Origin of the sequence: Geoglobus acetivorans (genome assembly GCF_000789255.1) — an archaeon.
Lineage (GTDB): Archaea > Halobacteriota > Archaeoglobi > Archaeoglobales > Archaeoglobaceae > Geoglobus > Geoglobus acetivorans_B.
In genome coordinates this window covers 1,639,619-1,659,086 of the sequence record NZ_CP009552.1, presented here as the reverse complement: position 1 = coordinate 1,659,086, position 19,468 = coordinate 1,639,619, and the positions used below count along the sequence as shown (strand labels likewise).

The following is a 19,468-nucleotide window of genomic DNA, read 5'->3' as shown; positions in this document are numbered from 1 at the left end:
AAAAAAGCCAGCCCGTCACGTCCATTGGTCAAAATCGTAAAAATAAGAATAGGTTGTTTCAAACCTTTCTTGGGTCTGTTATCTGACCGTAAATTGCAGTTGCTGCTGCTGTGGCTGGAGAGACAAGATACACCCTGCCCTCAGGACTGCCCTGCCTTCCTATGAAGTTCCTGTTGGACGTGGAAATGCTCGTCTCCCCTCCGGCGATCAGACCGAAGCTCCCGCCCATGCACGGACCGCAGCTCGGAAACTCCACAACTGCTCCAGCATCAACGAACGTATCAATGAGTCCGTCATTCAAAGCCTTCATGTAAATCGATCTCGAAGCTGGAATCACTATGAGCCTCGTTCCGCGTGCAACCTGCTCTCCTTCCAGAATCTCGGCAGCTATTTTCAGATCCTCATACCTGCCATTGGTGCATGAGCCAATGAAGACCTGATCGGCCTTTATTCCCTCAACCTCACTTACGGGTTTCACGTTGTCAACCGAGTGGGGCAGAGCAACCTGAGGCTCGAGATTGCTCACATCAATCTCAATTTTTCTGAAATACTCTGCATCCTCATCGCTTTCCAGCCACTCCCAGTCTTCGAGCTTTCCTTCAACTCCAATGCTCCTTAAATACCTCTCAGTCTCCCTGTCAGGCTCGATTATTCCCGTTTTTGCGCCCATCTCTATCGCCATGTTTGTGATTGTGAAACGCTGGGACATCTCCATTTTTTCAATGGTCGTGCCTGCAAATTCCGCGGCCCTGTAATTTGCACCATCCGCACCAATCATGCCGATTATTCTAAGCACGACGTCCTTGCTGTAAACCCTGCGAGGCAGAGTTCCATTTATCTCAAACCTGATGGTCTCAGGCACCTTGAACCAGAGCCTGCCGAGAGCGAATACCGCACCCATGTCAGTGGAGCCTATACCGGTTGAAAATGCTCCAAGAGCACCATACATGCAGGTATGGCTATCGGCCCCAACCACAAGCATTCCTGGAAGGACATGACCCTTCTCTACCATAATCTGGTGAGCAATTCCCTCCTTAATGTCGTAATTAAGAATGTTCTGTTCTTCGGCAAACTTCCTCAGCATTTTCTGATTTTCGGCTGCAACAACACTATCGGCAGGAGCCTGATGGTCAAACGCCATGATTATTTTTGAGCTGTCCCAGACCTCTCCATTCTCACCAGCAATTTCCCTGAAAGCTTTTACGGCAAGGGGTCCGGTTATATCGTGAATCATTGCTCTGTCTATTTTCGCAAAAACATATTCTCCCGATTTCACATCTTTTCCGGAAGCATCAGAGAATATTTTTTCGGTGATGGTCTTACCCATGATATGCCATAACAAGCTGTATTTTTAACAGTAACGGATTTGAAATATCATGGACCTCGCACCATACAGCGAGTTCAGACGCTGGAGGTGCATCCACTGCGGGTACTGCTGCAGGGAATACGATATTTCTCTCGGATATGAAGACGAAAGAATTCTCAGAAAATTCGGCAGTGTTTTCAGCTACGGAAAAATAGGGGTATATCTGAAAAGGAGAAACAGTAAATGCATTTTCAGAAAGAACAGATGCAAAATTTACCGGTTCAGACCTGTGGCATGCAGAAAGTATCCATTTTACATACGCAATTCAGGGGATAAAAGGTCCGAATTCATGTACAATGGAAAACGTTACTACATACTGGTTGACAGGAACTGCAGGGGACTGGGCATGGGAGAAGACATCGAAAAGGCCATCGTCAGGCTTTTGAGGTGGATCGAGAGACACTCCCCCACCCCATGATTTCGTGTGGAAAGGTAAAATTTGCTTTGTAACATTTCTGTTTCGCAAACAGGGGGCTAAAACATGTGTATCAGGCCATCAAGATGGCCAAAATCAAAACATTCGTAAGACGAGTCTGCAGATTTCAGATAAGCTGAGAGAGCACACGTCCTTATCCCTTTCTCCTGTCTGGCCGGACATGGGTTTTTTTCAGATTTTTAAATTATTAATAATGCCCACCCCCTTTATTTCCTGTGGAACACCAATGTCCCTCATTGCTGCAAGCACACTCCCACCCCATGATTTCCACTGGAAAGTGAAGAGCTTAGGGGTAAGGTATATCTTGTAAGAAGGCATATATTCCACCATGACACAGTGGCCAGTTAAAATAATGCTCGTGCATCCAAAAGCGGATTTCCTGAAAGATGATGAAATTACGATTGCTGCGGACTGTGCAGTACTTGTAAACAGGGAAATTTCGGACAGATTCGGAAAAAAAGCTGTGCTTATAGGGTGCCCCATGCTGGAAGACCCGAAAAGAGTCTATGAAAAAATACAGATGCTGATGAAGGAAGGAGAATTCAACAGCGTCCAGGTTTTCACGATGGAAGTGCCGTGCTGTCAGGCACTCCACATGATGGTGGAAAGAGAGAAGGGAGACAAGGAAATCAGGAGGTTCATTGTCAGAGTGAACGGGAACGTTGAAGAATACAGGGGCAAAATCGATGAGAGCATGATTGAGGCAGAGAAAAAAGCCCACAGGGGGTTTTAGATGAAATCAAAGAGGATGATAATTGCAGTAAACCACGACACCTGCATATCTTGTGGAAGATGCATTGAGTCATGCCCCACAGGTGCACTGAAGATGGTGGACGGAAAAGTCCAGCTCATTGATGAAAAGCTGTGTGACGGTTTTGGTTCATGCATAGCCGTCTGTCCGGCAAACTCTCTCTACATAGAGGAAAGAGACGCAGAACCATTCAACTGGAGCATACTTGAGGAAATTGACTTCGATGCTTTCATAGAAAAGCTCTACCTGCATTACAGACCGGCGGAAATAAAAGAAGAGAAGTAAAAAGCTTCTGTTACTATTTAACTACAGTATGAATGCCTCTCTCGATTGCTATAGAGACGATGGCGATTACAAGACCCATGAGAACCATCTTTGCCGAAGAAACTGCGAGATTCTCCTTTGAAACACTTCCAAAGTACAATCCAAGGACGCCAAGCGATAACGCTGTCAGCGTTACGGATGCGATCAGGGCAAGCTGAACTGAGAAATCCAGAAAGTACGCAAGTATGAACGGAAGTACTGGCACAATACTTCCCAGAATGGTAGATATGCCATCCACGATGCCTCTGAGCATCACCCTCTTTCTAACCTTTCTGTAAAGTTCAGTCTCCCTCAGCTCAACGAGCATGGATTTTTCAAGTTCGCGGAATTCCCGTTCTTCTTCCACGCGCTCAGCCGTAAAAGCACCGAATATGTTCGAAATACCGTTGGCGACTCCACCACCTATTCCTGCAGAAATGATGATATCAAGCTGGCCTCCCGATGCTCCTATGACAACACCAAGCACAGACAGCGCTCCGTCAATAAACCCTCTCACAAACTGCCTTTCCACATCTCAATTTTCGCAAACCAAATTAATAGATTTTCCATAAAGTGTCAGTAACAATGACCCCCAGGTCAGGGTACAGCCTATCCCCTACAGAAGGTACATGAATTTTCGGAGAAACCGCAAACCGATATGCGCAACAATTTTTGGAGAAAATTTGAAGTAGAATTACTGAACTGTAAGCCTCTCAAGATTGCTGACCAGGTTCCAGATCATCGTCCTCACATGCATCGGAAGATTCGGGTCAGCGGAGAGGTCCTCAAGGATCGAAATTGCACTGGCGGCCTTAAGCGAGATATCCCCACCGGCCAGCAGGTCTTCTTTAATCTCACCGGCAGTTTTCCTAACATTTCTCGGAACACTATCATCGTGGATAATTCTGTCCAGAGTTTCAAGCACTTCGTTCATAGCATCACTCAAGCTACCACCCCCAAACAAAATTAAATATCTTGGCGTCTCTACTCTCTCCAATGACTCAAGATAAAAAAATTTCGGAAGCTGCTGAACTTTTAATGAAGGGAGCAAAAATGCTCAGCCTTCACTGTCCAGATTGCATGCTTCCCCTTTTCCAGAAAGACGAGACCGTTTTCTGTCCATCGTGTAAAAAAGAGTTTGAAATTATTGAAAGCGGGAATAGAAAAATCCTGAAAATAAAAACTGAAGAAAAAAGAGATCACAATCAGAAAAATACCCATCGAGAGTCTGTCAGAGCTGACCACGATGAGAACATGAACACAATCACGGGAAAGATAGACAGCCTATTCAGCAGGTTGCTCGACAGAGCCATGCAGACCGACAATTTCCATGAGTTGAAGGAGCTGATCCACCTGATGAAAGAGCTATCTGAAGTTTATTCCATTCTCAAAAGGTGATTCTGGCCAGTTAAACTAATAACCACCCGCTGTGGACACACTGGAAGGATGCAATTGTATCAGACATCGTGGGGCCTCTGCCAGCAATTCGTGAGTTCTGCAGAATTAATCAGGAATTACCCGGTGTAATGGCTCTGATATAAGAGTTTTACGTTTTTCTCATTATCAATAATTCGAAACGTTTTAATATCATAATTTTACACCCATAACCTGTATGACAGACCCGATTGAGAATTTAAAAAAAGAATTTGAGAACTACATTGTTCCACCAAGCTGGAAAGATAGAATCTGGGAGATCGAGGACTTCCGAAAGTTCAGGGAGGATATACTGAAAGACAGGGAATCTCTCGAGAAGTGGTGGGAGAAGTGGGCAAATGAAATATTCTGGTTCAAGAAGTGGGACAAGGTCCTCGATGACAGCAATCCACCATTCTACAGATGGTTTATCGGAGGGGAGACCAATCTGGCGTATTTATGTGCAGACTGGCAGATTGAGCAGGGCAGAAAGAACAAGGTCGCGATTATCTGGGAAGGTGAACCGGTTGACGAGAAGGGTGAACCTCTCGAAGTCAGAAAAATAACATACTATGACCTCTACAGAGAGTCAAACAGAATTGCATACATGCTGAAAGAGAAGCTCGGGGTAAAGAAAGACGAGATTCTCACATTCTACATGCCAATGATCCCTGAACTTCCGTTCTACATGCTCGCCGTCCAGAGGCTTGGTGCGAAGCACAGTATTGTCTTCAGTGGATTCAGTGCTGAAGCTCTCGCAATAAGGATAATGGATGCCGGAGCAAGAATTGTCGTAACATCCGATGGAGTATACAGAAGGGGCAAGGTAGTCCCTCTGAAGCCGATCGTGGATGAGGCGGTGAAGATCTGCGAGAAGGAGGGACACAAGGTCGAGAAGGTCATTGTGGTGAAGAGAGCAGGAAACGAAATCAGCTGGTACGAGGACAGGGACGTCTGGCATGATGAGCTGCTTGAAGACGTTTCCGGTAATGTGGAGGTAGAGTGTGTACCTCTCGGATCCGAGGATTTCAGCTTCATACTCTACACCTCAGGTACAACCGGCAGACCAAAGGGTGCCCAGCACTCTGTTGGTGGCTATGCAGTACACCTCTACGCCACAATGAAAATGATATGGGACATACAGGATGACGATATCTACTGGTGTACCGCAGATATAGGCTGGATAACCGGCCACAGCTACATCGTTTACGGCCCGCTCATGACGGGGGCAACAAGCATTATGTATGAGGGTGCTCCGAACTACCCCGACATCGGTAGATGGGCGGCCATGATCGAGAGATATGGAGTTACGATATTCTACACTGCCCCAACAGCAATCAGGATGCTCATGAGAGAGCCGGAGGAGACGTTCACAAAGTACGACCTCTCCACGCTGAGAATAGTCAACAGTGTCGGTGAACCTATCAATCCGGAGGCCTGGAACTGGTACTACAAGGTTTTCGGGCATAACGATGCTGTTGTTACAAGCACCTGGTGGATGACGGAGACAGGAGGAATTATTACCGGCCACTTCCCCGGACTCGGGAAGATTACCCCGCTGAAACCCGGTACCAATGGATTTCCGATTCCCGGTATTAATGTCGCCGTTTTTGATGACGATGGCAATCCGGTCGAACCGGGCAAGAGAGGTTACTATGTCATAACAAATCCATGGCCGGGAATGCTGATGACGCTGTTCAAGGATCCGGAAAGATACATTGACGTCTACTTTGGCAAATACAAGAGCAAGGGATGGTATTACTATACCGGAGATTTTGCGATGCTTGATCCCGATGGATATGTCTGGGTGCTTGGCAGAGCTGATGACATCCTGAAGGTGGCAGGTCACAGAATTGGAACTGCTGAGGTTGAGTCTGCGTTGGTGAGCCATTCAGCCGTTGCAGAAGCTGCATGTGTTGGAAAGAGCGATGAGATAAAAGGAGAGGTTCCACTCATATATGTTGTCCTGAAGAAGGGATACGAACCGAGCGATGAGATGGTAGTGGAGCTGAAGAAGCACCTCAGGTCCACCATGGGTCCTGTTGTTGCATCGGATGCGCTCATAACATTTGTCGATACACTTCCAAAAACAAGAAGCGGAAAGATCATGAGAAGACTGCTCAGAGCCGTGGCCGAGGGCAAGGAACTTGGAGACATAACAACCCTCGAGAGCGATGTGGCAGTTGAGGAGGCGAAGAAGGCCTACGAAATGGTAAAGAAAGCTTTAGAAAGCTAAATAATCTTTATTTTTTCTTATATGAACCAGATTCTTCCTCCAGCAGAATACCTCTCGAAAATAAAACCCTTTTACTATCTGAACCAGGAAGACATAGCCTACCTTGTGGGAAAAATGAGTGTCTCCCTTTACAAGTCTGGTAAGACCGTTTTCAAGCGGGGAAAGGTTCTGGACAAAATCTACCTCGTGAGAAGTGGGGAAATTGGACTGTTTCATGAAAGTGAGCTTGTCGAGACGATTGGCGAGGGTGAATTTGTCGGCTGGACATCTGCTCTGAAAAGGGAAAAAACTGAATTCGAAGGCAGAGCGATTTCAGACACGATCTGTTTTGAATTTAAGGCCAGCGATATTTCAAAAGTACTTTCAAACAGTCAGGATTTTTCTGACTTTGTGAATAACCTAATCTCAAAGAGATTCGGAGAGCTCGTCCACTCAGAGGAAAATGGAGTTGTAAAACTTTTCTCGTTAAAAATATCTGAAGTGATCTCCAAACAACCTGTCACCTGCATGGAGAGCGATACACTGATTGATGTGATACAGCTCATGGACAGACACAACGTCGGGAGTGTGATTGTACTCAACAGCTCGAAAAACCCTGTCGGGATAATAACCCATTCAGATGTGGTCAGACTTGTTGCGGGGAAGATGGACAACCTTTCGAGACAGGCAGGAGAAGTCATGACGAGTCCCGTTCAGGCAGTCGATGTTACTTCATCGCTCTTCGATGCATACAGAAAGTTCGTGGAGTATGGAATAAACCATCTGGCGGTGGCTGAGAACGGTAAAATTGTTGGAGTTATCACCGTGAAGAATCTTCTCAAGCACTTTGAGCCACAGATGTCCCTGCTGAATCTCCCGAGAAGAATTAAAGAACTGGAAAAACCGGGAGATATTGAAGCAATACTGAACGAAGTTGAAACCACTATCAGGAGATTCATAAATCTCGGTTTCAGTTATGACAGAATTTCATCAATTATCGTTCCTGTGACAGACAGTATAGTGGAGAAAATACTCACCAGCAGGCTTTCTGGAGAGAGGCCGACGTTCGCAGTAATAGGCAGTTTTGGAAGGCGAGAAGTCGAGTTTCCGGTCAGTTATGAACTGATTTCATTTGACGGGCAGAATACAGGAATAACTGAAATACTCGAGGACTTTGTCTCAGTTTCGGATCTGCATGCATTTCGGGATGATGTCGAGGGACTCTCAAGACTTGTGGACTCCAGATACATTTACGGTGAGGGAAAGACATACATCAGATTCAGAGAGGAAATCGAGAAAAAAATGAACAGCAGAAGGGAAGAGATTAGAGACTTTCTGCTGGAAGTATCTCCGAGAAAGTTAAATTACGAGAACTGCTGTGAGATGGTGGAGAAATTCGCAAGATACATGTCAATTCTCAGGGGAGACTTTCTGTCCAAATCCACGGCAGACAGGTTGAGGGAAGCAAAAATCCCCGACAGTAAACTCTCTGAAAGCGCTTCTGAGGCATATATGGCAATGAAATTCATCAGGTTAAAGCAAAGGATGTTCGATAAAACAGAGAGAATTGAGAACCTTATTGTTAAGGAGTCCATCATATATCTCAGGAAATATATCGACGAGGTTCTGCGGGTTGTTGAGAATGGTAAGCGATTTGTATGAGCAGAATTACTGCATAATCGACCTGGAAACCACTGGACTGAATACGAAGAAGGATGAGATTCTATCCATCGCAGTAATTCCTATCAGAAATCTGAAAATAGACATGGACAAGGTATACTGCACATTCGTCAGGCCAGAGAAGTTCAAGGTGGACTCAGTTAAGTATCACGGAATAACAGAGAACGATCTCAGAGAGGCGCCGAGGTTCGAGGATATTGCAGATGAAATCGAAAAGCTCCTGAGAGATAACATCCTGGTCGGATACGCTGTCCAGATAGATGTCGAATTCCTCAGAAATGCATTCAAGAAAAAGCTGAAGAGGAAGGTAAAGGTGGAGAGATACGTGGATGTGGCGGAAATCGAAGCGTGGCTCCTGAGAAAAAGAGGGTCGGGCGTCACGTTCAGGCTTGATTTTGAAAGTTTGATCAAGATCTACAGGATTGACAGCGAACACAGACACTCTGCTGTCGGGGATGCGTATCTCACTGCTCTTGTTTTTCTGCATCAGCTCTCACAGCTCATTGACTACGGCCTGAACGTCGTCGATCTTGTCAGAATAGGTAGAAGGATGCTTATATAATCCCCGAAAATTCGTGCAGCAACAGAAATCATATTCTCGAAAACGGTCAGATAAAGTTCCTCTCAGCGTAATTCTGGAATTTCTTTACCGTCCTCAGAGCGTCCTTTATCATCTGTCTTTCCATTGGGTTCAGCTGTGAGGTCTTCAAAACCTTCAAATTCTGGGACTGAAGCCATATCTTTCTCCTCATCAGAATTGTATAGGCGTGTTCGAGGTCATCCGCAAGGTCCGATGGAATCAATTTTTCCTGTGCAAGTGCTCTGATTCTCTGAAATGTGTTTGTAACATCGAAAATTCCATTTGTGATTGCAAGCGCTCTGACGGGATATTCGATTGGAGCCACTGCACCTGCCTTGTAATTGAATTCATCCTTAACATCACCGAAGATTGTCAGAGCGGGTTTGTACCGGAGGGAGGATATAATTACATGTCTGTTTCTGTACAGCTTCTCGGATAAACATTCCTTAAGCTCTATGAGCATTTTACTCTCTCCGAAAAGACATCTTGCATCCGAAAACAGAGAAATCTTTACGATGTTGCTTTCCACATTCCTTGAGACTTCGGAACATGTTTTTTCTATTTCCGAATGGTGCAGGTTGAATTTATCTGAGGTGTACCCGTGGTCACACCCGGGGAATCCAGTTCTGTCAAGCGACGATTCGAAGTTTTTGAGCAGATCAACAACACTTTCATCTGAAAAAATTGCAAGTGTATCCCTATCTGTGAGCAAAAACTGTTCTCCCCTTCCACCACTACCCGTTACTGCATAAACATAGCCCTCAGCGGGCATGTTCATTATGGCCGAGGCTTTGATTATGATGGTGTCAACAACATGAGAGATTTCCGAGAAGAACTCTGCGGGATTCACGATCTCCGGATACTCGAGATAGTAATTCGTCTCTTCCAGAAGCTCCATCTTGAAATCGTTCATGACAGCAGCCAGGTCCTCTATGCTCTTGCTCTCATGGATTTTTGCGGTGTATTTTATGTACTTCGGACCGAGCTCGTAGGCGAGATCCCTGAGGGTCAGCACCCCTATGATCCTCCCGCTCTCGATTACCGCCAGATGCTTGACACCGTTTGTAACCATTTTCGACAGTCCATCGAGAATTGTCGAGGAGGGATGTGCGGTTACAATCCTCGTTTTTGCATGATCCACCACTTTTGCCGTGAGGTTTACGTCTTTACCAATTGCATGTCTCAGGTCACTTTCAGTAAAAAAAGCCAGAGGTTTCCCGTTTTTCATGACAACAACGCTGGAGACTTTCTCGTCATCCATCAGCTTTGCGGCATCCTTTATACTTCTGTCCGCTTCAATAACAACAGGATCTCTCCTGATAAAATCAGAAAGCTTTCGGAATTTTGACATCTGAAAAACCCGAACAAAAATTAAAATAAAAATATTTTTGAGTTTACTCTGGTATTTTCATTCTGTCAACGAACTCGATGATTTCCGGTGTATTTGCCTTTTCACCTCCAGTGGCAAGGCTGACAACCACCGAGACCACCAGATTGACCAGGAAACCAACGACACCCCATGCGATTGTACCGATCTTGGCACCTGCGATAACCACTGGCTGCCATCCGAGCAGACCAAGGCCGAGCACGTATGGCAGTGCAACGGCCATACCGATGAACATTCCCGCTATCATTCCCGTCCTGTTAAGTCCTTTCCAGAAGATACCCAGTATAACCGCTGGTGTGAAAGAGCTGGCCGCAAACACGAAAGCCCATCCAACCAGCAGTGCAACGTATTTGCTGAACGTTGGATCCTGTATAGCCCTTGCACCTGCTCCGGCTGAGATCAGAGCCAGCAGCAGCAGCATTCCTCTGCCTATCCACACTTCTCTCTCTTCTGAGACATTCGGGTTGATGAATCTCTTGTAGATGTCTCTCGTGGCACCAACCGTCATGACCATCAGGAGACCGTTGGCGGTACTCAGCGCGGCCGCAAGACCACCGACAGCAACGACAACAGCAACCCACCAGGCAAGTCCCCACATGTCCGGCATTCCTATAACGACGATATCCTTGTGGAACGCCAGTTCTGCGGGATCAAGCAGACCGTTGGCGTTTTTATCGACAATGTGGATGAGTCCAGTTGGCATCCACTTTTCAATCCACCCGACCGTCTGTGCCTGATCGATCGGCATTCCCCAGACGTTCGAGAAGGCGTATCTCGCAAGGATGGCATAGACTGGAGCGGTAAGGTAGAGAAGTGCTATGAATGTCAGACCCCAGCCAACTCCGTACCTCGCCGTCCTGACGTCCTTAACCAAGTAGAACTGGGACAGCACGTGTGGAAGTCCAACAGTTCCGAGCATCAGTGCCAGAGCGCCTAATATCCAGTTTACAAGCCCGGTTCCGCCAGCAAACCCAACCTTGAATGGCTCGGTGAATGGTTTAAGCCCAAATGCTACCTCTCTTGTCTCAAGCTGCGATAGAAGGGCACCATAGCCTATGTGAGGCCAGGGTTTGAAGATTCCAGCCTTTGCCGCTGCAAGCAGAAATCCGATCCAGTATGCCACTATCAGAACCCAGTACTGGGTAACCTGAACCCAGACAACACTTCTCCATCCTCCTGTTCCCGCGAAGAGTATGACGAACAGTGAACCCAGCATTGCTCCAATTATAGCACTGATACCAAGGAACCTTCCGATGATAACACCGGTTGCGACAAGCTGTGCGACAAGGTATGTGAATGAGACTATGAACAGCATGAGAACGGCTATGAGCCTCGCAACAGGCCATCCACCGGCTCTCGTCTCAATGAACTCTGGAACGGTGTATGTTCCTGACCTTCTCACAAATGGTCCAATAAGCACAGCGGCAATGACATAACCAAGGGTCCATCCTATAATATACGGCAAACCATCATAACCAAGAATTGCAATGGCTCCCGCCATCGAGACAAAAGATGCACCACTCATCCAGTTCGATGCTATCGATGATCCTATCGGTATGGCTCCCACATCTCTCCCTGCAACATAGAACGCCTCTGTCGTTGCCGATCTCATGATCAGGGCGACTGTAACGTAGATAAGCACTGACCCGAACACTGCAACTGCACTTGCTGCACCTATATTTCCTGCTGCTGCCAGCGCTCCGACAACCACAAAGTAGATCAGGAATATACCTGGAATGGCAATTTTTGGCTCATCAAAAATACCCATCTATATCACCCCTTTCCGAGAATCTCTCTATCCCACTTATCCATCACTATCGCATACGCAAATATCAGGATAATTCCAAAAACAACAGAGACGAAAGCGGCGTTGAACCAGTGCAGTGGAATCCCCCCCAGTATGTATATCTTGCTTGTTGTTGCTACTGGAAGGTGCAACCAGAACGCTGGAATGGTCCACAGCAGCAGAATTACGATGGTCAATGACTTCATTTTGCCCCAGTACTCTCTGAACTGCTCCTCACTTATTTTTCCTTCTTCCACCATATACTCACCTTCCGGCCAATTGTATGCGATTTGTAATTAAAAATAGTGTTATATTTAAAGGTTTCGCTATTTATCACATATTATCATTATAAACTTTACGTTAGATGTACTTTTCATGCCGGAGCATCAAAAACGTCGAGTCATTCTGTAACTTCCGTTTAACAGGATTTCAATGAAAACAAATCCGCAATAAGCCTGAAAACCCGAATTAACACATTAATGAAAAAAAGGATGTTGAATTAATAAAAGTTTGGTTATAATTTTTTCGAATTGATTAATTCTTGAAAACCTCTCCAAACTCCTTCAGGTCTTTTTCTGTGGCCAAAAGCTCTTTCAAAACGCTGACGATCCGGGATTTTTCGACTCTTACCTGGGCTGTAGAATCCCTGTCCCTGATTGTTACGGTACCATCTTCAAAGGTCTGATGGTCAACGGTTACGCAGAAAGGCGTTCCAATTTCATCGTATCTTCTGTATCTCCTCCCTATGCTGCCTGTTGTATCAACCTCAGTGAATACTCCGTTTTCTTTGAGAACATCTGCAATCTTTTCAGCTTCTTTAACGAAATTCTCTCTTGATAGCAGAGGCAGAACGGCAACCTGCACCGGGGCAAGCCACCTCTTCAGTCTGAGAACCTTTCTTTCCTCTCCATCCACGTAATCAGTGTCGTAGCAGTGCTCGAGAATTGCGTAGGTAATTCTGTCGAGACCGAACGAGGGCTCTATGACATGCGGTGTTACTTTCTCTCCATGAATCTCCTCCTCAACTTCCCTGACCTCATAGAACTCAGCCGGTACTGTTATTTCCTCTCCATCGATAACGACCAGAACATCTCCATCGGCATTTTCCAGCTTTTCAAGCTCTTCGGCAATTCTCCTTGCCTTATTCCTGAAAACGGGACCGAGTTTTGAAATGTTTGGAATTACTTTCCGTCTTTTTATTTTTACGGGTTCATCAAATGGTACGAACACGCTCAGATCTTCCCTGCTGTATTTGCTGTGTCTCGAAAGGTCGTAGTCAGTTCTGTCAGCAATCCCCACAATCTCAATCCAGCCGTAGCTGAGTTCCACCTCAGCATCCCAGCAGTCAACGGCATAGTGTGCCCTCTCATCATCCTTGTGCTGCCTGAATCTCAGCCTTTTCTCGTCTATTCCAGCTTCAAGCAGAAATCTTCTTGTTTTTCCAATAAAATACGCCAGAAGCTCGTGGGCAATAATACCCTTTTCAACAGCCTCTTTCAGGCTTATTCTGTGTTCTTTATCGAATTTATCGACGAGAGTTACGGTATCATCTGCATATTTGTAAAAATCGGGATGCTTCTTTTCGCCCGGATGGCAGAAGAATTCAAGTTCGGCCTGATTGAATTCTCTCAGCCTGATAACTCCCTGTCTGGGGCTGATTTCGTTTCTGTAGGCTCTTCCTATCTGGGCGACACCGAAAGGAAGCTTGTGCCTGAAGTAATCTGAGAGTCTCTTGAATGCTATGAAAATCCCCTGGGCAGTTTCAGGGCGGAGATATCCTTTCTTCCCCTTTCCCGGACCTATTTTCGTCTCGAACATCAGATTTATGTGTTCAGGCTCCTTGAATTTCCCACCACACTCGCATCTCAGGTCAAACTCATTGACTACGGATTTTACAGCTTCTATGGTGGGATCCACTTCGAGGTTCAGTTTTTCCTTCACGTAGTGATCAGCCCTGAAAACTCTTCCACACTCAGAGCATTCGATTGCAACATCCGTAAAGCCCTCCGCATGCCCGGAAGCTATGAAGACGTCCTCAATTCCGACTGTGGGAGAGTCTATCTCAACACTTCTCTCGTTGATCACGAAATATTTTCTCCACAGGTCTTCAACCTTTCTTCTCAACCCGTTACCAAGAGGACCGTAATCGATGAATCCAGCCATTCCACCGTAAATCTCAAATGACTGCCAGAGAAACCCTCTTCTTATCAGCATTTCCATAATCTGGCTCATGGGCTTTACTTTCCGGTGTAAGATTTAAAGATTTTCATGATTCTGCAGCATTTTTAAATCCCGTGAGATTAAATTCGGTGCTATTCTATCCCAGTTCAAACATTTCCGTTTTCGATTCTGGCTGTGGATTGCATTTCATTAGAGAATCTGAGCCTGCAAATCCAGTCGCACATCATATTATCAGCTATTTTTATAGCAAAAACTTTTAATTTTCACTTCCTTCTTTTAAGAAATAAAGCCAGTTTATTTTTATTCTCCCACTCCTCCCTGACAGATTTCCTAAAATTCAGTAAAAAGCTCATAAAAAATCCAGAATCCAAAAACAAACCCCAGGATAAAAGTCGCACAACGTTATAAATAACCCGCATCACCGGAGGTTTGCTGCAGTATTTAAACGAAAGAAGCGGGAAGAAAGCTTTTTAAAGGAATTTGAGAGATTATTACCGGAGGTTAAAATCAGACCTTGAAGGGATTGAAAGTGTGAGAACTTCATTTGACAGTCTATATGCCACTTCGTTAAAATCAGACCTTGAAGGGATTGAAAGTGTCATTTTCAATGATTTTTCCGCAGTTATCGCATTTCGTTAAAATCAGACCTTGAAGGGATTGAAAGTGGCCTTTTCAAACTCTGCTCTTTTCAACGCTGAAAACTCGTTAAAATCAGACCTTGAAGGGATTGAAAGAATCCACTTGAAAGAGCTTTGCAGGAAATTGAACTTATGGTTAAAATCAGACCTTGAAGGGATTGAAAGATTACTATGGTGCATCTGTTTTTTTGCGAAAGCTGTTGGGGTGGCAGTCGGAGATCCACAGGAAATGATAGGGTCGGAGGTTGTGGTACCCTTCCTGTACCTGTGACGTCTCCAGTGGAAATAATGGGGTAGGGGGCATAAACATCTGTTTTTGCTGAGTGTGCAGAGACATTCCAGTGGAAACAAAGGGGTCGGGGGCAGGCCTTATGCGATCGCCGCTCGAGCAGTGTTAGATTTTACCATTCTGGATTAATGGATGTTGTTGTGTCTGCATAACCGGATGAATTTTAAACCTCTTAAGGTAATTCTGAGTGTGGAGGGTGTGAGAATAAGGGTTCATGTATCTCCCAGATCAAAGAGGGCAGAGGTTTCCGGATATGACGAATGGAAGAAGGCTCTTCTCGTAAAAGTTCGCTCCCCACCTGAGGGGGGAAAGGCCAACAGAGAAGTGGAAAAGCTGCTATCAGAATTTTTCAATGCACGAGTTGAAATCGTTTCAGGCCACAGGTCGAGAGATAAACAGGCTGTAGTTTACGGTTTGACAGAGAAAGATGTATATGATCGGATTAAGGGAGTTTGAAAAGCTGCTCAGGCTTATTGAAGAGCTGAGAATTGAATCGGAAAGTGGGGCAGTCATTCTTGTAGAGGGTAGAAAAGACACCATTGCTCTGCGAAAGCTTGGAGTGAGGGGAGAAATCATCGAAACTTCAACAACTTCCAATCACTCCATATTTGATGCTGTCGGAGAAAGGAAAGTTGTGATTTTCACAGACTGGGATAATAAGGGAAAGAAACTCAAAACAAGACTTTCAGAGCTGTTCCGGAATGCAGATACCGGAATATGGGATGGAGTTTCAGCAATAACGGGCAGATACATCCACTCGGTCGAGGAACTTCCCGATTTCATTGAGAGCCTTTACATCCATCACAGAAAGAGGATGTAACGTCACGTATTTATCCTTCAGTGTTGATTGGATTCTGTGGATGCGGGGTACTGCGAGAGCTGCGGATTCTTTGAGGACAGATGTGGCTGCGGGAGGGGAAGAGTTCTGATAAAGGGAAGGGACAGGGTAAGGATCAGCAAATTCCTCAGCGGTCTGCTGAGACACTATCCTGACAGATTCGGGATTGAACTGGACAGAAGAGGTTATGCCAGGCTTGAAGACGTGCTTGACATTCTGAAAGAGAGGTACGGAATCGGAGAGGTGGAACTCAGGGCAATAGTCGAGCTGGATAAAAAGAGGAGGTTTGAAATCAGCGACGGGAAAATAAGGGCGAGGTACGGTCACAGCGTGGATGTTGATGTGGGGTGGACTGAGGATAAATGCATCCCTGAAAAACTGTATCATGCAACCTCACCGGAAAATCTCGCTTCAATTATGAAATCCGGTCTGCTCCCTATGAGGAGGAGGGAGGTGCACATGACCGCAACACCTGAAGAGGCCATTGAGGTGGGAATGAGGCACTCGAACACTCCCGTTCTCATGGAAATTGACACCAGAAGGATGGCTGAAAGAGGGATTGACGTAAGGAAAAAGGGCAGAGTTTTCACAGCCGACCACGTTCCCCCAGACTGTTTGAGGGTGGTTGGATGGAAGAAGACATAATACGGGCAGGACTCAGCGAGTTAAAGAGAAAATCTGAGGTCTTCGGCGATGATGCCGGGGCATTCAGGGCTGGGGACGGATGGCTCGTCATAACAAACGACATGCTGGTGGAGTCAACGGATGTTGTGGCCTCGATGTCTCCGGAGGACGTTGGCTTCAGGGTGGTCACAATGAATGCAAGCGACCTTGCTGCGATGGGGGCAAGACCGCTTTACTTTGCGTTCTCCGTGGGGCTGAAGGAAAGCGATGAACGGTCTGCGAGAAAGCTGTTCAGGGGAATCCAGAGGGGACTGGAGATGTACGGGATGAGCCTAATCTCTGCCGACACGAACCAGTCAAATGAGCTGATCTTGGACGGTATCGCAGTGGGTATGGCAGAGTCGCTGATGCTCAGGAAAAATGCCAGACCCGGAGAGCTTGTGTGCGTTACTGGAGAGCTTGGAAAACCTCTATCAGCGCTGTTAATTGAGCTGAAGGGAATGAAGGCCGATGAGGGGCTTAGAAAAAAGCTGTATGAAAAATTCCTGAGACCGGTTGCGAGGGTTGAGGAGGGTGTGAAGCTGACGGACCTTTCCAGGTGTGCGATTGACATAAGCGATGGGATGGTGAAGGAACTCAGGGCCATCAGTGAGGCAAGCGGTGCAGGAATTGTGATCTGGGAAGGGGAGCTTCCGATTTCAGATGAGGTCAGGGAATTCTGCAGGATTAACGGGCTTGATGAACACCTCATAGCAATGAACTCTGGTGAGGAGTACGAACTCATCTTCACGATTGATAGGGATAAAATCTCCAGTCTGGAAATCGAGTTTACGGTAGTTGGTGAGGTTGTGAGGGGAAAGGGGGTCTGGATAAGGAGAGGTGAAAAAACGGAACAGGTGAGGGATTTTTCCTGGAGACACTTCTCCAGGGGATTGCTTTGATAATTTGAACCATCTTCTGCCAGGATAAACCGTTCTGAAACATCTCCTCTTCATTTCACACCTCGTTTTAACCCCCAAGACCTATTGCCCCTGAGCACATACTGGTGATCAGAGGTGATGTGAGATGAAGAAGAGCGGTTTGATAGCCGGTGTGGTTATAGGCCTGATGGCCCTTGCGGTGTATACAGCCTCGGCCCACATGGGTGGTTTCGGTTACGGCTATGGCTACGGAATGCTTGGCATGATGGGGCCCATGATGGGGTACGGCTTTGGCTACCCCATGATGGGAGGATACGATGCGGATGATGGCTATCCACTGCCCGCCTACGGAAACCAGGGACAGGTTGATCTGGTCGATGTTGAGGGAAAGGTGTCTGCGGTGTACATGATGGGAGTCGTGCTGGACAGTGGAAAGTACGTGACGATGCCCTGGTGGTTCGCCGCAAACCTTGGGATAAAGCAGGGAGATGACGTCAGGGTTAAGGGCCTCGAGTACGGGAACTCGATAATCCCTGTGTACATTGAGGCCAATGGTCAGAGCCTTGGGGACGAGAACTCAAACATTCCGGTGTGGATGCAGGGAGTTCAGCAGTACGGCTACGGCTATGGATACGGCTACGCTCACTGCCCCATGATGGGGTGGTAGTATTTCTCAATTTTTTAACGGAGGTGAATGCGAGATGATGGGTTACGGTGGAATGATGGGCGGCTATGGATTCGACGGCATGGGTTACTACGGCCTCGGGTTCATCTGGCAGATAATCTGGCTGGTCGTTATAGTCGCGGTAATCTACCTGGTAATAAATGCGCTCAGCCAGAACAGGGGAAGTTCAAACTCAGGAGGAGAGAGCAGGGCGCTCAGAATACTGGACGAGAGGTTTGCGAGGGGAGAGATTGATGCCGAGGAGTACAGGAAGCTCAAAGAAGAACTTCTGAGATAGTTCACCCGAAGATCACGTCCAGCACATCCCCAATGACTCCTTTCTTCCCCTCCACAACATCCAGCCTGTAAAACTCGGTGTATCCACAGTAGAGGCACGAAACTGAGAGATACTTGTTCATCTGGATGTCCAGAATCTTGCTTAACCCCGTTCCGGTCATGGCGAGCTTTTTAGCCTCAGCCCTTGTGTTCCCGCACTTTGGACATTTAAATCTGGACTCGAACTCTCTTTCGAGAGACATGGTTAAAGATGGGTTTTGATTCTAAAAATTTTTTCCACCCTCTCGTGCGATTGGTTTTTATAATCTGGAGGCGATGAACTATCTGATGGATTTCAAAACCTTGGTTGACGAGGTTGTTACAGTTGCAAAACCAAAGCTTGTTGCAATTTTTGGGTCACAGGCAAGAGGGGACGCTGGAAGGTTCTCGGATATTGATGTGCTTGTTGTGACGGATAGCGATGTGGTTGCTGAGAAGCTGAACACAATGCGAAAGGGTAATGTCGAGTTTCATGCCCTGTCAATGAAAAGGGCGCTCGAACTTGTTCACAGGAGCGATCCGTTTTTCAAAAAGATTTTGAGTGAGGCTATCCCGCTTTACGGCCATTTTTATTTATCATTCCTGAGAGAGGTAGCGGAAAATGTTGGAAAAGGCAAAAATATGGCTTGAAAGAGCAAAAGCAGATTTGAAGTCAGCAGAGGTGCTGATAGAAGTCGTTCCTGCAGATAGCGTATACCACAGCCAGCAAGCTGTTGAAAAGGCTATCAAGGCGGCACTCTCGGTTAAGGGAATAGAGGTTAAGGAGCACAGAGTTTCGGGGTTGTTTTATGACGAATTCGTTGTGCTGTTCCCTGAGCTTGAGGAAATTTACGGCATCGCTGTGGAGCTTGAAAAACACTGGCTAAAAAGCAGGTATCCGATAGACTACTCCCGTGGTGTTTGGGATCCGTTGCGCGCGTATTCTCCCAAAGATGCCGAAAGTTTTTTTGAGATGGCAAAAACATTTGTTTTAACGCTTGAAGAGTTCTTGGTCAGAGAATTTGGTTTAAAAGTGAACATGAAAGGCGAATTTTGAGTGACAAGTTAGTTGTAATTCATGT

Annotated in this window: 24 protein-coding genes and 1 CRISPR repeat array; of the genes, 15 read left to right on the top strand and 9 right to left on the bottom strand. The window is 46.3% G+C overall.

Going from position 1 to position 19,468, the window contains the following annotated elements:
* Nucleotides 1-58: 58 nt before the first annotated feature.
* Entirely contained in the window at nt 59-1,327 is a 1,269-nt protein-coding gene (locus tag GACE_RS09815) for a 3-isopropylmalate dehydratase large subunit (protein ID WP_048093107.1), read from the bottom strand.
* 49 nt (nt 1,328-1,376) lie between these two features.
* Between GACE_RS09815 and GACE_RS09810 the strand changes: the two genes are divergently transcribed.
* Complete coding sequence (locus GACE_RS09810; RefSeq protein ID WP_048093106.1) at nt 1,377-1,784, top strand: YkgJ family cysteine cluster protein; 408 nt, start codon at nt 1,377-1,379, stop codon at nt 1,782-1,784.
* A gap of 189 nt (nt 1,785-1,973) precedes the next feature.
* On the opposite strand, the gene GACE_RS11735 is transcribed toward GACE_RS09810, so the two are convergent.
* Nucleotides 1,974-2,120, bottom strand: a complete 147-nt coding sequence (locus GACE_RS11735) for a hypothetical protein (protein ID WP_158413834.1) — start codon at nt 2,118-2,120, stop codon at nt 1,974-1,976.
* A 10-nt stretch (nt 2,121-2,130) separates the two neighbouring features.
* On the opposite strand from GACE_RS11735, the gene GACE_RS09805 reads away from it, so the two are divergent.
* Entirely contained in the window at nt 2,131-2,535 is a 405-nt protein-coding gene (locus GACE_RS09805) for a hypothetical protein (RefSeq protein WP_048093105.1), read from the top strand.
* On the top strand, nt 2,536-2,838 hold the full coding sequence (locus GACE_RS09800; RefSeq protein WP_048093104.1) for an ATP-binding protein: 303 nt from the start codon (nt 2,536-2,538) through the stop codon (nt 2,836-2,838).
* A 13-nt stretch (nt 2,839-2,851) separates the two neighbouring features.
* On the opposite strand, the gene GACE_RS09795 is transcribed toward GACE_RS09800, so the two are convergent.
* Nucleotides 2,852-3,388: a TIGR00267 family protein gene (locus tag GACE_RS09795; RefSeq protein ID WP_048093102.1), complete on the bottom strand. Its 537-nt coding sequence runs from the start codon at nt 3,386-3,388 to the stop codon at nt 2,852-2,854.
* A 162-nt stretch (nt 3,389-3,550) separates the two neighbouring features.
* Complete coding sequence (locus GACE_RS09790) at nt 3,551-3,802, bottom strand: UPF0147 family protein (protein WP_318249205.1); 252 nt, start codon at nt 3,800-3,802, stop codon at nt 3,551-3,553.
* A gap of 50 nt (nt 3,803-3,852) precedes the next feature.
* Here GACE_RS09790 and GACE_RS11255 point away from each other — a divergent pair, with 50 nt between their 5' ends.
* The 4 genes from GACE_RS11255 (at nt 3,853) to GACE_RS11250 (ending at nt 8,726) form a co-directional block, all read left to right on the top strand.
* Entirely contained in the window at nt 3,853-4,254 is a 402-nt protein-coding gene (locus GACE_RS11255) for an Sjogren's syndrome/scleroderma autoantigen 1 family protein (RefSeq protein WP_052400279.1), read from the top strand.
* A 214-nt stretch (nt 4,255-4,468) separates the two neighbouring features.
* A complete protein-coding gene (acs, locus tag GACE_RS09780) occupies nt 4,469-6,505 on the top strand; it encodes an acetate--CoA ligase (RefSeq protein ID WP_048093098.1) in 2,037 nt (678 codons plus the stop codon).
* 21 nt (nt 6,506-6,526) lie between these two features.
* Nucleotides 6,527-8,146, top strand: coding sequence for a CBS domain-containing protein (locus GACE_RS09775; RefSeq protein WP_048093096.1), 1,620 nt, complete (start codon nt 6,527-6,529; stop codon nt 8,144-8,146).
* Nucleotides 8,127-8,726 carry a 3'-5' exonuclease gene (locus GACE_RS11250; protein WP_052400278.1) on the top strand — a complete coding sequence of 200 codons (600 nt, stop codon included), beginning with the start codon at nt 8,127-8,129 and terminating at the stop codon, nt 8,724-8,726. The genes GACE_RS09775 and GACE_RS11250 overlap by 20 nt, the downstream gene beginning before the upstream one ends.
* Nucleotides 8,727-8,772: 46 nt before the next feature.
* On the opposite strand, the gene GACE_RS09765 is transcribed toward GACE_RS11250, so the two are convergent.
* The 4 genes from GACE_RS09765 to glyS all read right to left on the bottom strand — a co-directional run bounded on the left by GACE_RS09765 (nt 8,773) and on the right by glyS (nt 14,149).
* Nucleotides 8,773-10,095, bottom strand: coding sequence for a putative nucleotidyltransferase substrate binding domain-containing protein (locus GACE_RS09765; RefSeq protein WP_048093095.1), 1,323 nt, complete (start codon nt 10,093-10,095; stop codon nt 8,773-8,775).
* A 43-nt stretch (nt 10,096-10,138) separates the two neighbouring features.
* Entirely contained in the window at nt 10,139-11,899 is a 1,761-nt protein-coding gene (locus GACE_RS09760; protein ID WP_052400277.1) for a VC_2705 family sodium/solute symporter, read from the bottom strand.
* 5 nt (nt 11,900-11,904) lie between these two features.
* Complete coding sequence (locus GACE_RS09755) at nt 11,905-12,177, bottom strand: sodium/substrate symporter small subunit (RefSeq protein WP_048093093.1); 273 nt, start codon at nt 12,175-12,177, stop codon at nt 11,905-11,907.
* 274 nt (nt 12,178-12,451) lie between these two features.
* Nucleotides 12,452-14,149, bottom strand: coding sequence for a glycine--tRNA ligase (glyS, locus tag GACE_RS09750; RefSeq protein ID WP_048093091.1), 1,698 nt, complete (start codon nt 14,147-14,149; stop codon nt 12,452-12,454).
* A gap of 447 nt (nt 14,150-14,596) precedes the next feature.
* Nucleotides 14,597-14,901: direct repeats of the CRISPR family, unit length 32 nt; unit sequence TCGTTAAAATCAGACCTTGAAGGGATTGAAAG.
* Nucleotides 14,902-15,214: 313 nt separating this feature from the next.
* Between glyS and GACE_RS09745 the strand changes: the two genes are divergently transcribed.
* The 6 genes from GACE_RS09745 (at nt 15,215) to GACE_RS09720 (ending at nt 18,369) form a co-directional block, all read left to right on the top strand.
* Nucleotides 15,215-15,481: a DUF167 domain-containing protein gene (locus GACE_RS09745; RefSeq protein WP_318249204.1), complete on the top strand. Its 267-nt coding sequence runs from the start codon at nt 15,215-15,217 to the stop codon at nt 15,479-15,481.
* Complete coding sequence (locus GACE_RS09740; protein ID WP_048093088.1) at nt 15,459-15,845, top strand: toprim domain-containing protein; 387 nt, start codon at nt 15,459-15,461, stop codon at nt 15,843-15,845. The genes GACE_RS09745 and GACE_RS09740 overlap by 23 nt, the downstream gene beginning before the upstream one ends.
* A gap of 36 nt (nt 15,846-15,881) precedes the next feature.
* Nucleotides 15,882-16,508, top strand: coding sequence for an RNA 2'-phosphotransferase (locus GACE_RS09735; protein ID WP_048093086.1), 627 nt, complete (start codon nt 15,882-15,884; stop codon nt 16,506-16,508).
* Nucleotides 16,493-17,428: a thiamine-phosphate kinase gene (locus GACE_RS09730; protein WP_048093085.1), complete on the top strand. Its 936-nt coding sequence runs from the start codon at nt 16,493-16,495 to the stop codon at nt 17,426-17,428. Before GACE_RS09735 ends, GACE_RS09730 begins: the two co-directional genes overlap by 16 nt.
* 124 nt (nt 17,429-17,552) lie before the next feature.
* Entirely contained in the window at nt 17,553-18,074 is a 522-nt protein-coding gene (locus GACE_RS09725; RefSeq protein ID WP_048091946.1) for a hypothetical protein, read from the top strand.
* A 34-nt stretch (nt 18,075-18,108) separates the two neighbouring features.
* On the top strand, nt 18,109-18,369 hold the full coding sequence (locus GACE_RS09720) for an SHOCT domain-containing protein (protein ID WP_048092903.1): 261 nt from the start codon (nt 18,109-18,111) through the stop codon (nt 18,367-18,369).
* 1 nt (nt 18,370) lies between these two features.
* Here GACE_RS09720 and GACE_RS09715 read toward each other — a convergent pair whose 3' ends face one another.
* Nucleotides 18,371-18,610, bottom strand: a complete 240-nt coding sequence (locus GACE_RS09715; RefSeq protein ID WP_048093083.1) for a zinc ribbon domain-containing protein — start codon at nt 18,608-18,610, stop codon at nt 18,371-18,373.
* Nucleotides 18,611-18,683: 73 nt separating this feature from the next.
* Between GACE_RS09715 and GACE_RS09710 the strand changes: the two genes are divergently transcribed.
* Both GACE_RS09710 and GACE_RS09705 read left to right on the top strand, forming a co-directional pair.
* Nucleotides 18,684-19,037: a nucleotidyltransferase domain-containing protein gene (locus GACE_RS09710; RefSeq protein ID WP_084063714.1), complete on the top strand. Its 354-nt coding sequence runs from the start codon at nt 18,684-18,686 to the stop codon at nt 19,035-19,037.
* Nucleotides 19,009-19,443: a HEPN domain-containing protein gene (locus tag GACE_RS09705; protein WP_048093078.1), complete on the top strand. Its 435-nt coding sequence runs from the start codon at nt 19,009-19,011 to the stop codon at nt 19,441-19,443. Before GACE_RS09710 ends, GACE_RS09705 begins: the two co-directional genes overlap by 29 nt.
* Nucleotides 19,444-19,468: the final 25 nt, after the last annotated feature.

Bases quoted from the DNA above. Each gene is read 5' to 3' on its own strand.
- GACE_RS09740 (WP_048093088.1), top strand. From the start codon at position 15,459: ATGATCGGATTAAGGGAGTTTGAAAAGCTGCTCAGGCTTATTGAAGAG.
- glyS (WP_048093091.1), bottom strand. From the start codon at position 14,149: ATGAGCCAGATTATGGAAATGCTGATAAGAAGAGGGTTTCTCTGGCAG.
- GACE_RS09800 (WP_048093104.1), top strand. From the start codon at position 2,536: ATGAAATCAAAGAGGATGATAATTGCAGTAAACCACGACACCTGCATA.
- GACE_RS09710 (WP_084063714.1), top strand. From the start codon at position 18,684: ATGAACTATCTGATGGATTTCAAAACCTTGGTTGACGAGGTTGTTACA.
- GACE_RS09725 (WP_048091946.1), top strand. From the start codon at position 17,553: ATGAAGAAGAGCGGTTTGATAGCCGGTGTGGTTATAGGCCTGATGGCC.
- GACE_RS09755 (WP_048093093.1), bottom strand. From the start codon at position 12,177: ATGGTGGAAGAAGGAAAAATAAGTGAGGAGCAGTTCAGAGAGTACTGG.
- GACE_RS09775 (WP_048093096.1), top strand. From the start codon at position 6,527: ATGAACCAGATTCTTCCTCCAGCAGAATACCTCTCGAAAATAAAACCC.
- GACE_RS09715 (WP_048093083.1), bottom strand. From the start codon at position 18,610: ATGTCTCTCGAAAGAGAGTTCGAGTCCAGATTTAAATGTCCAAAGTGC.
- GACE_RS11255 (WP_052400279.1), top strand. From the start codon at position 3,853: ATGACTCAAGATAAAAAAATTTCGGAAGCTGCTGAACTTTTAATGAAG.
- GACE_RS11250 (WP_052400278.1), top strand. From the start codon at position 8,127: ATGGTAAGCGATTTGTATGAGCAGAATTACTGCATAATCGACCTGGAA.
- GACE_RS09760 (WP_052400277.1), bottom strand. From the start codon at position 11,899: ATGGGTATTTTTGATGAGCCAAAAATTGCCATTCCAGGTATATTCCTG.
- acs (WP_048093098.1), top strand. From the start codon at position 4,469: ATGACAGACCCGATTGAGAATTTAAAAAAAGAATTTGAGAACTACATT.
- GACE_RS09805 (WP_048093105.1), top strand. From the start codon at position 2,131: ATGACACAGTGGCCAGTTAAAATAATGCTCGTGCATCCAAAAGCGGAT.
- GACE_RS11735 (WP_158413834.1), bottom strand. From the start codon at position 2,120: ATGCCTTCTTACAAGATATACCTTACCCCTAAGCTCTTCACTTTCCAG.
- GACE_RS09765 (WP_048093095.1), bottom strand. From the start codon at position 10,095: ATGTCAAAATTCCGAAAGCTTTCTGATTTTATCAGGAGAGATCCTGTT.
- GACE_RS09730 (WP_048093085.1), top strand. From the start codon at position 16,493: ATGGAAGAAGACATAATACGGGCAGGACTCAGCGAGTTAAAGAGAAAA.
- GACE_RS09705 (WP_048093078.1), top strand. From the start codon at position 19,009: ATGTTGGAAAAGGCAAAAATATGGCTTGAAAGAGCAAAAGCAGATTTG.
- GACE_RS09815 (WP_048093107.1), bottom strand. From the start codon at position 1,327: ATGGGTAAGACCATCACCGAAAAAATATTCTCTGATGCTTCCGGAAAA.
- GACE_RS09720 (WP_048092903.1), top strand. From the start codon at position 18,109: ATGATGGGTTACGGTGGAATGATGGGCGGCTATGGATTCGACGGCATG.
- GACE_RS09810 (WP_048093106.1), top strand. From the start codon at position 1,377: ATGGACCTCGCACCATACAGCGAGTTCAGACGCTGGAGGTGCATCCAC.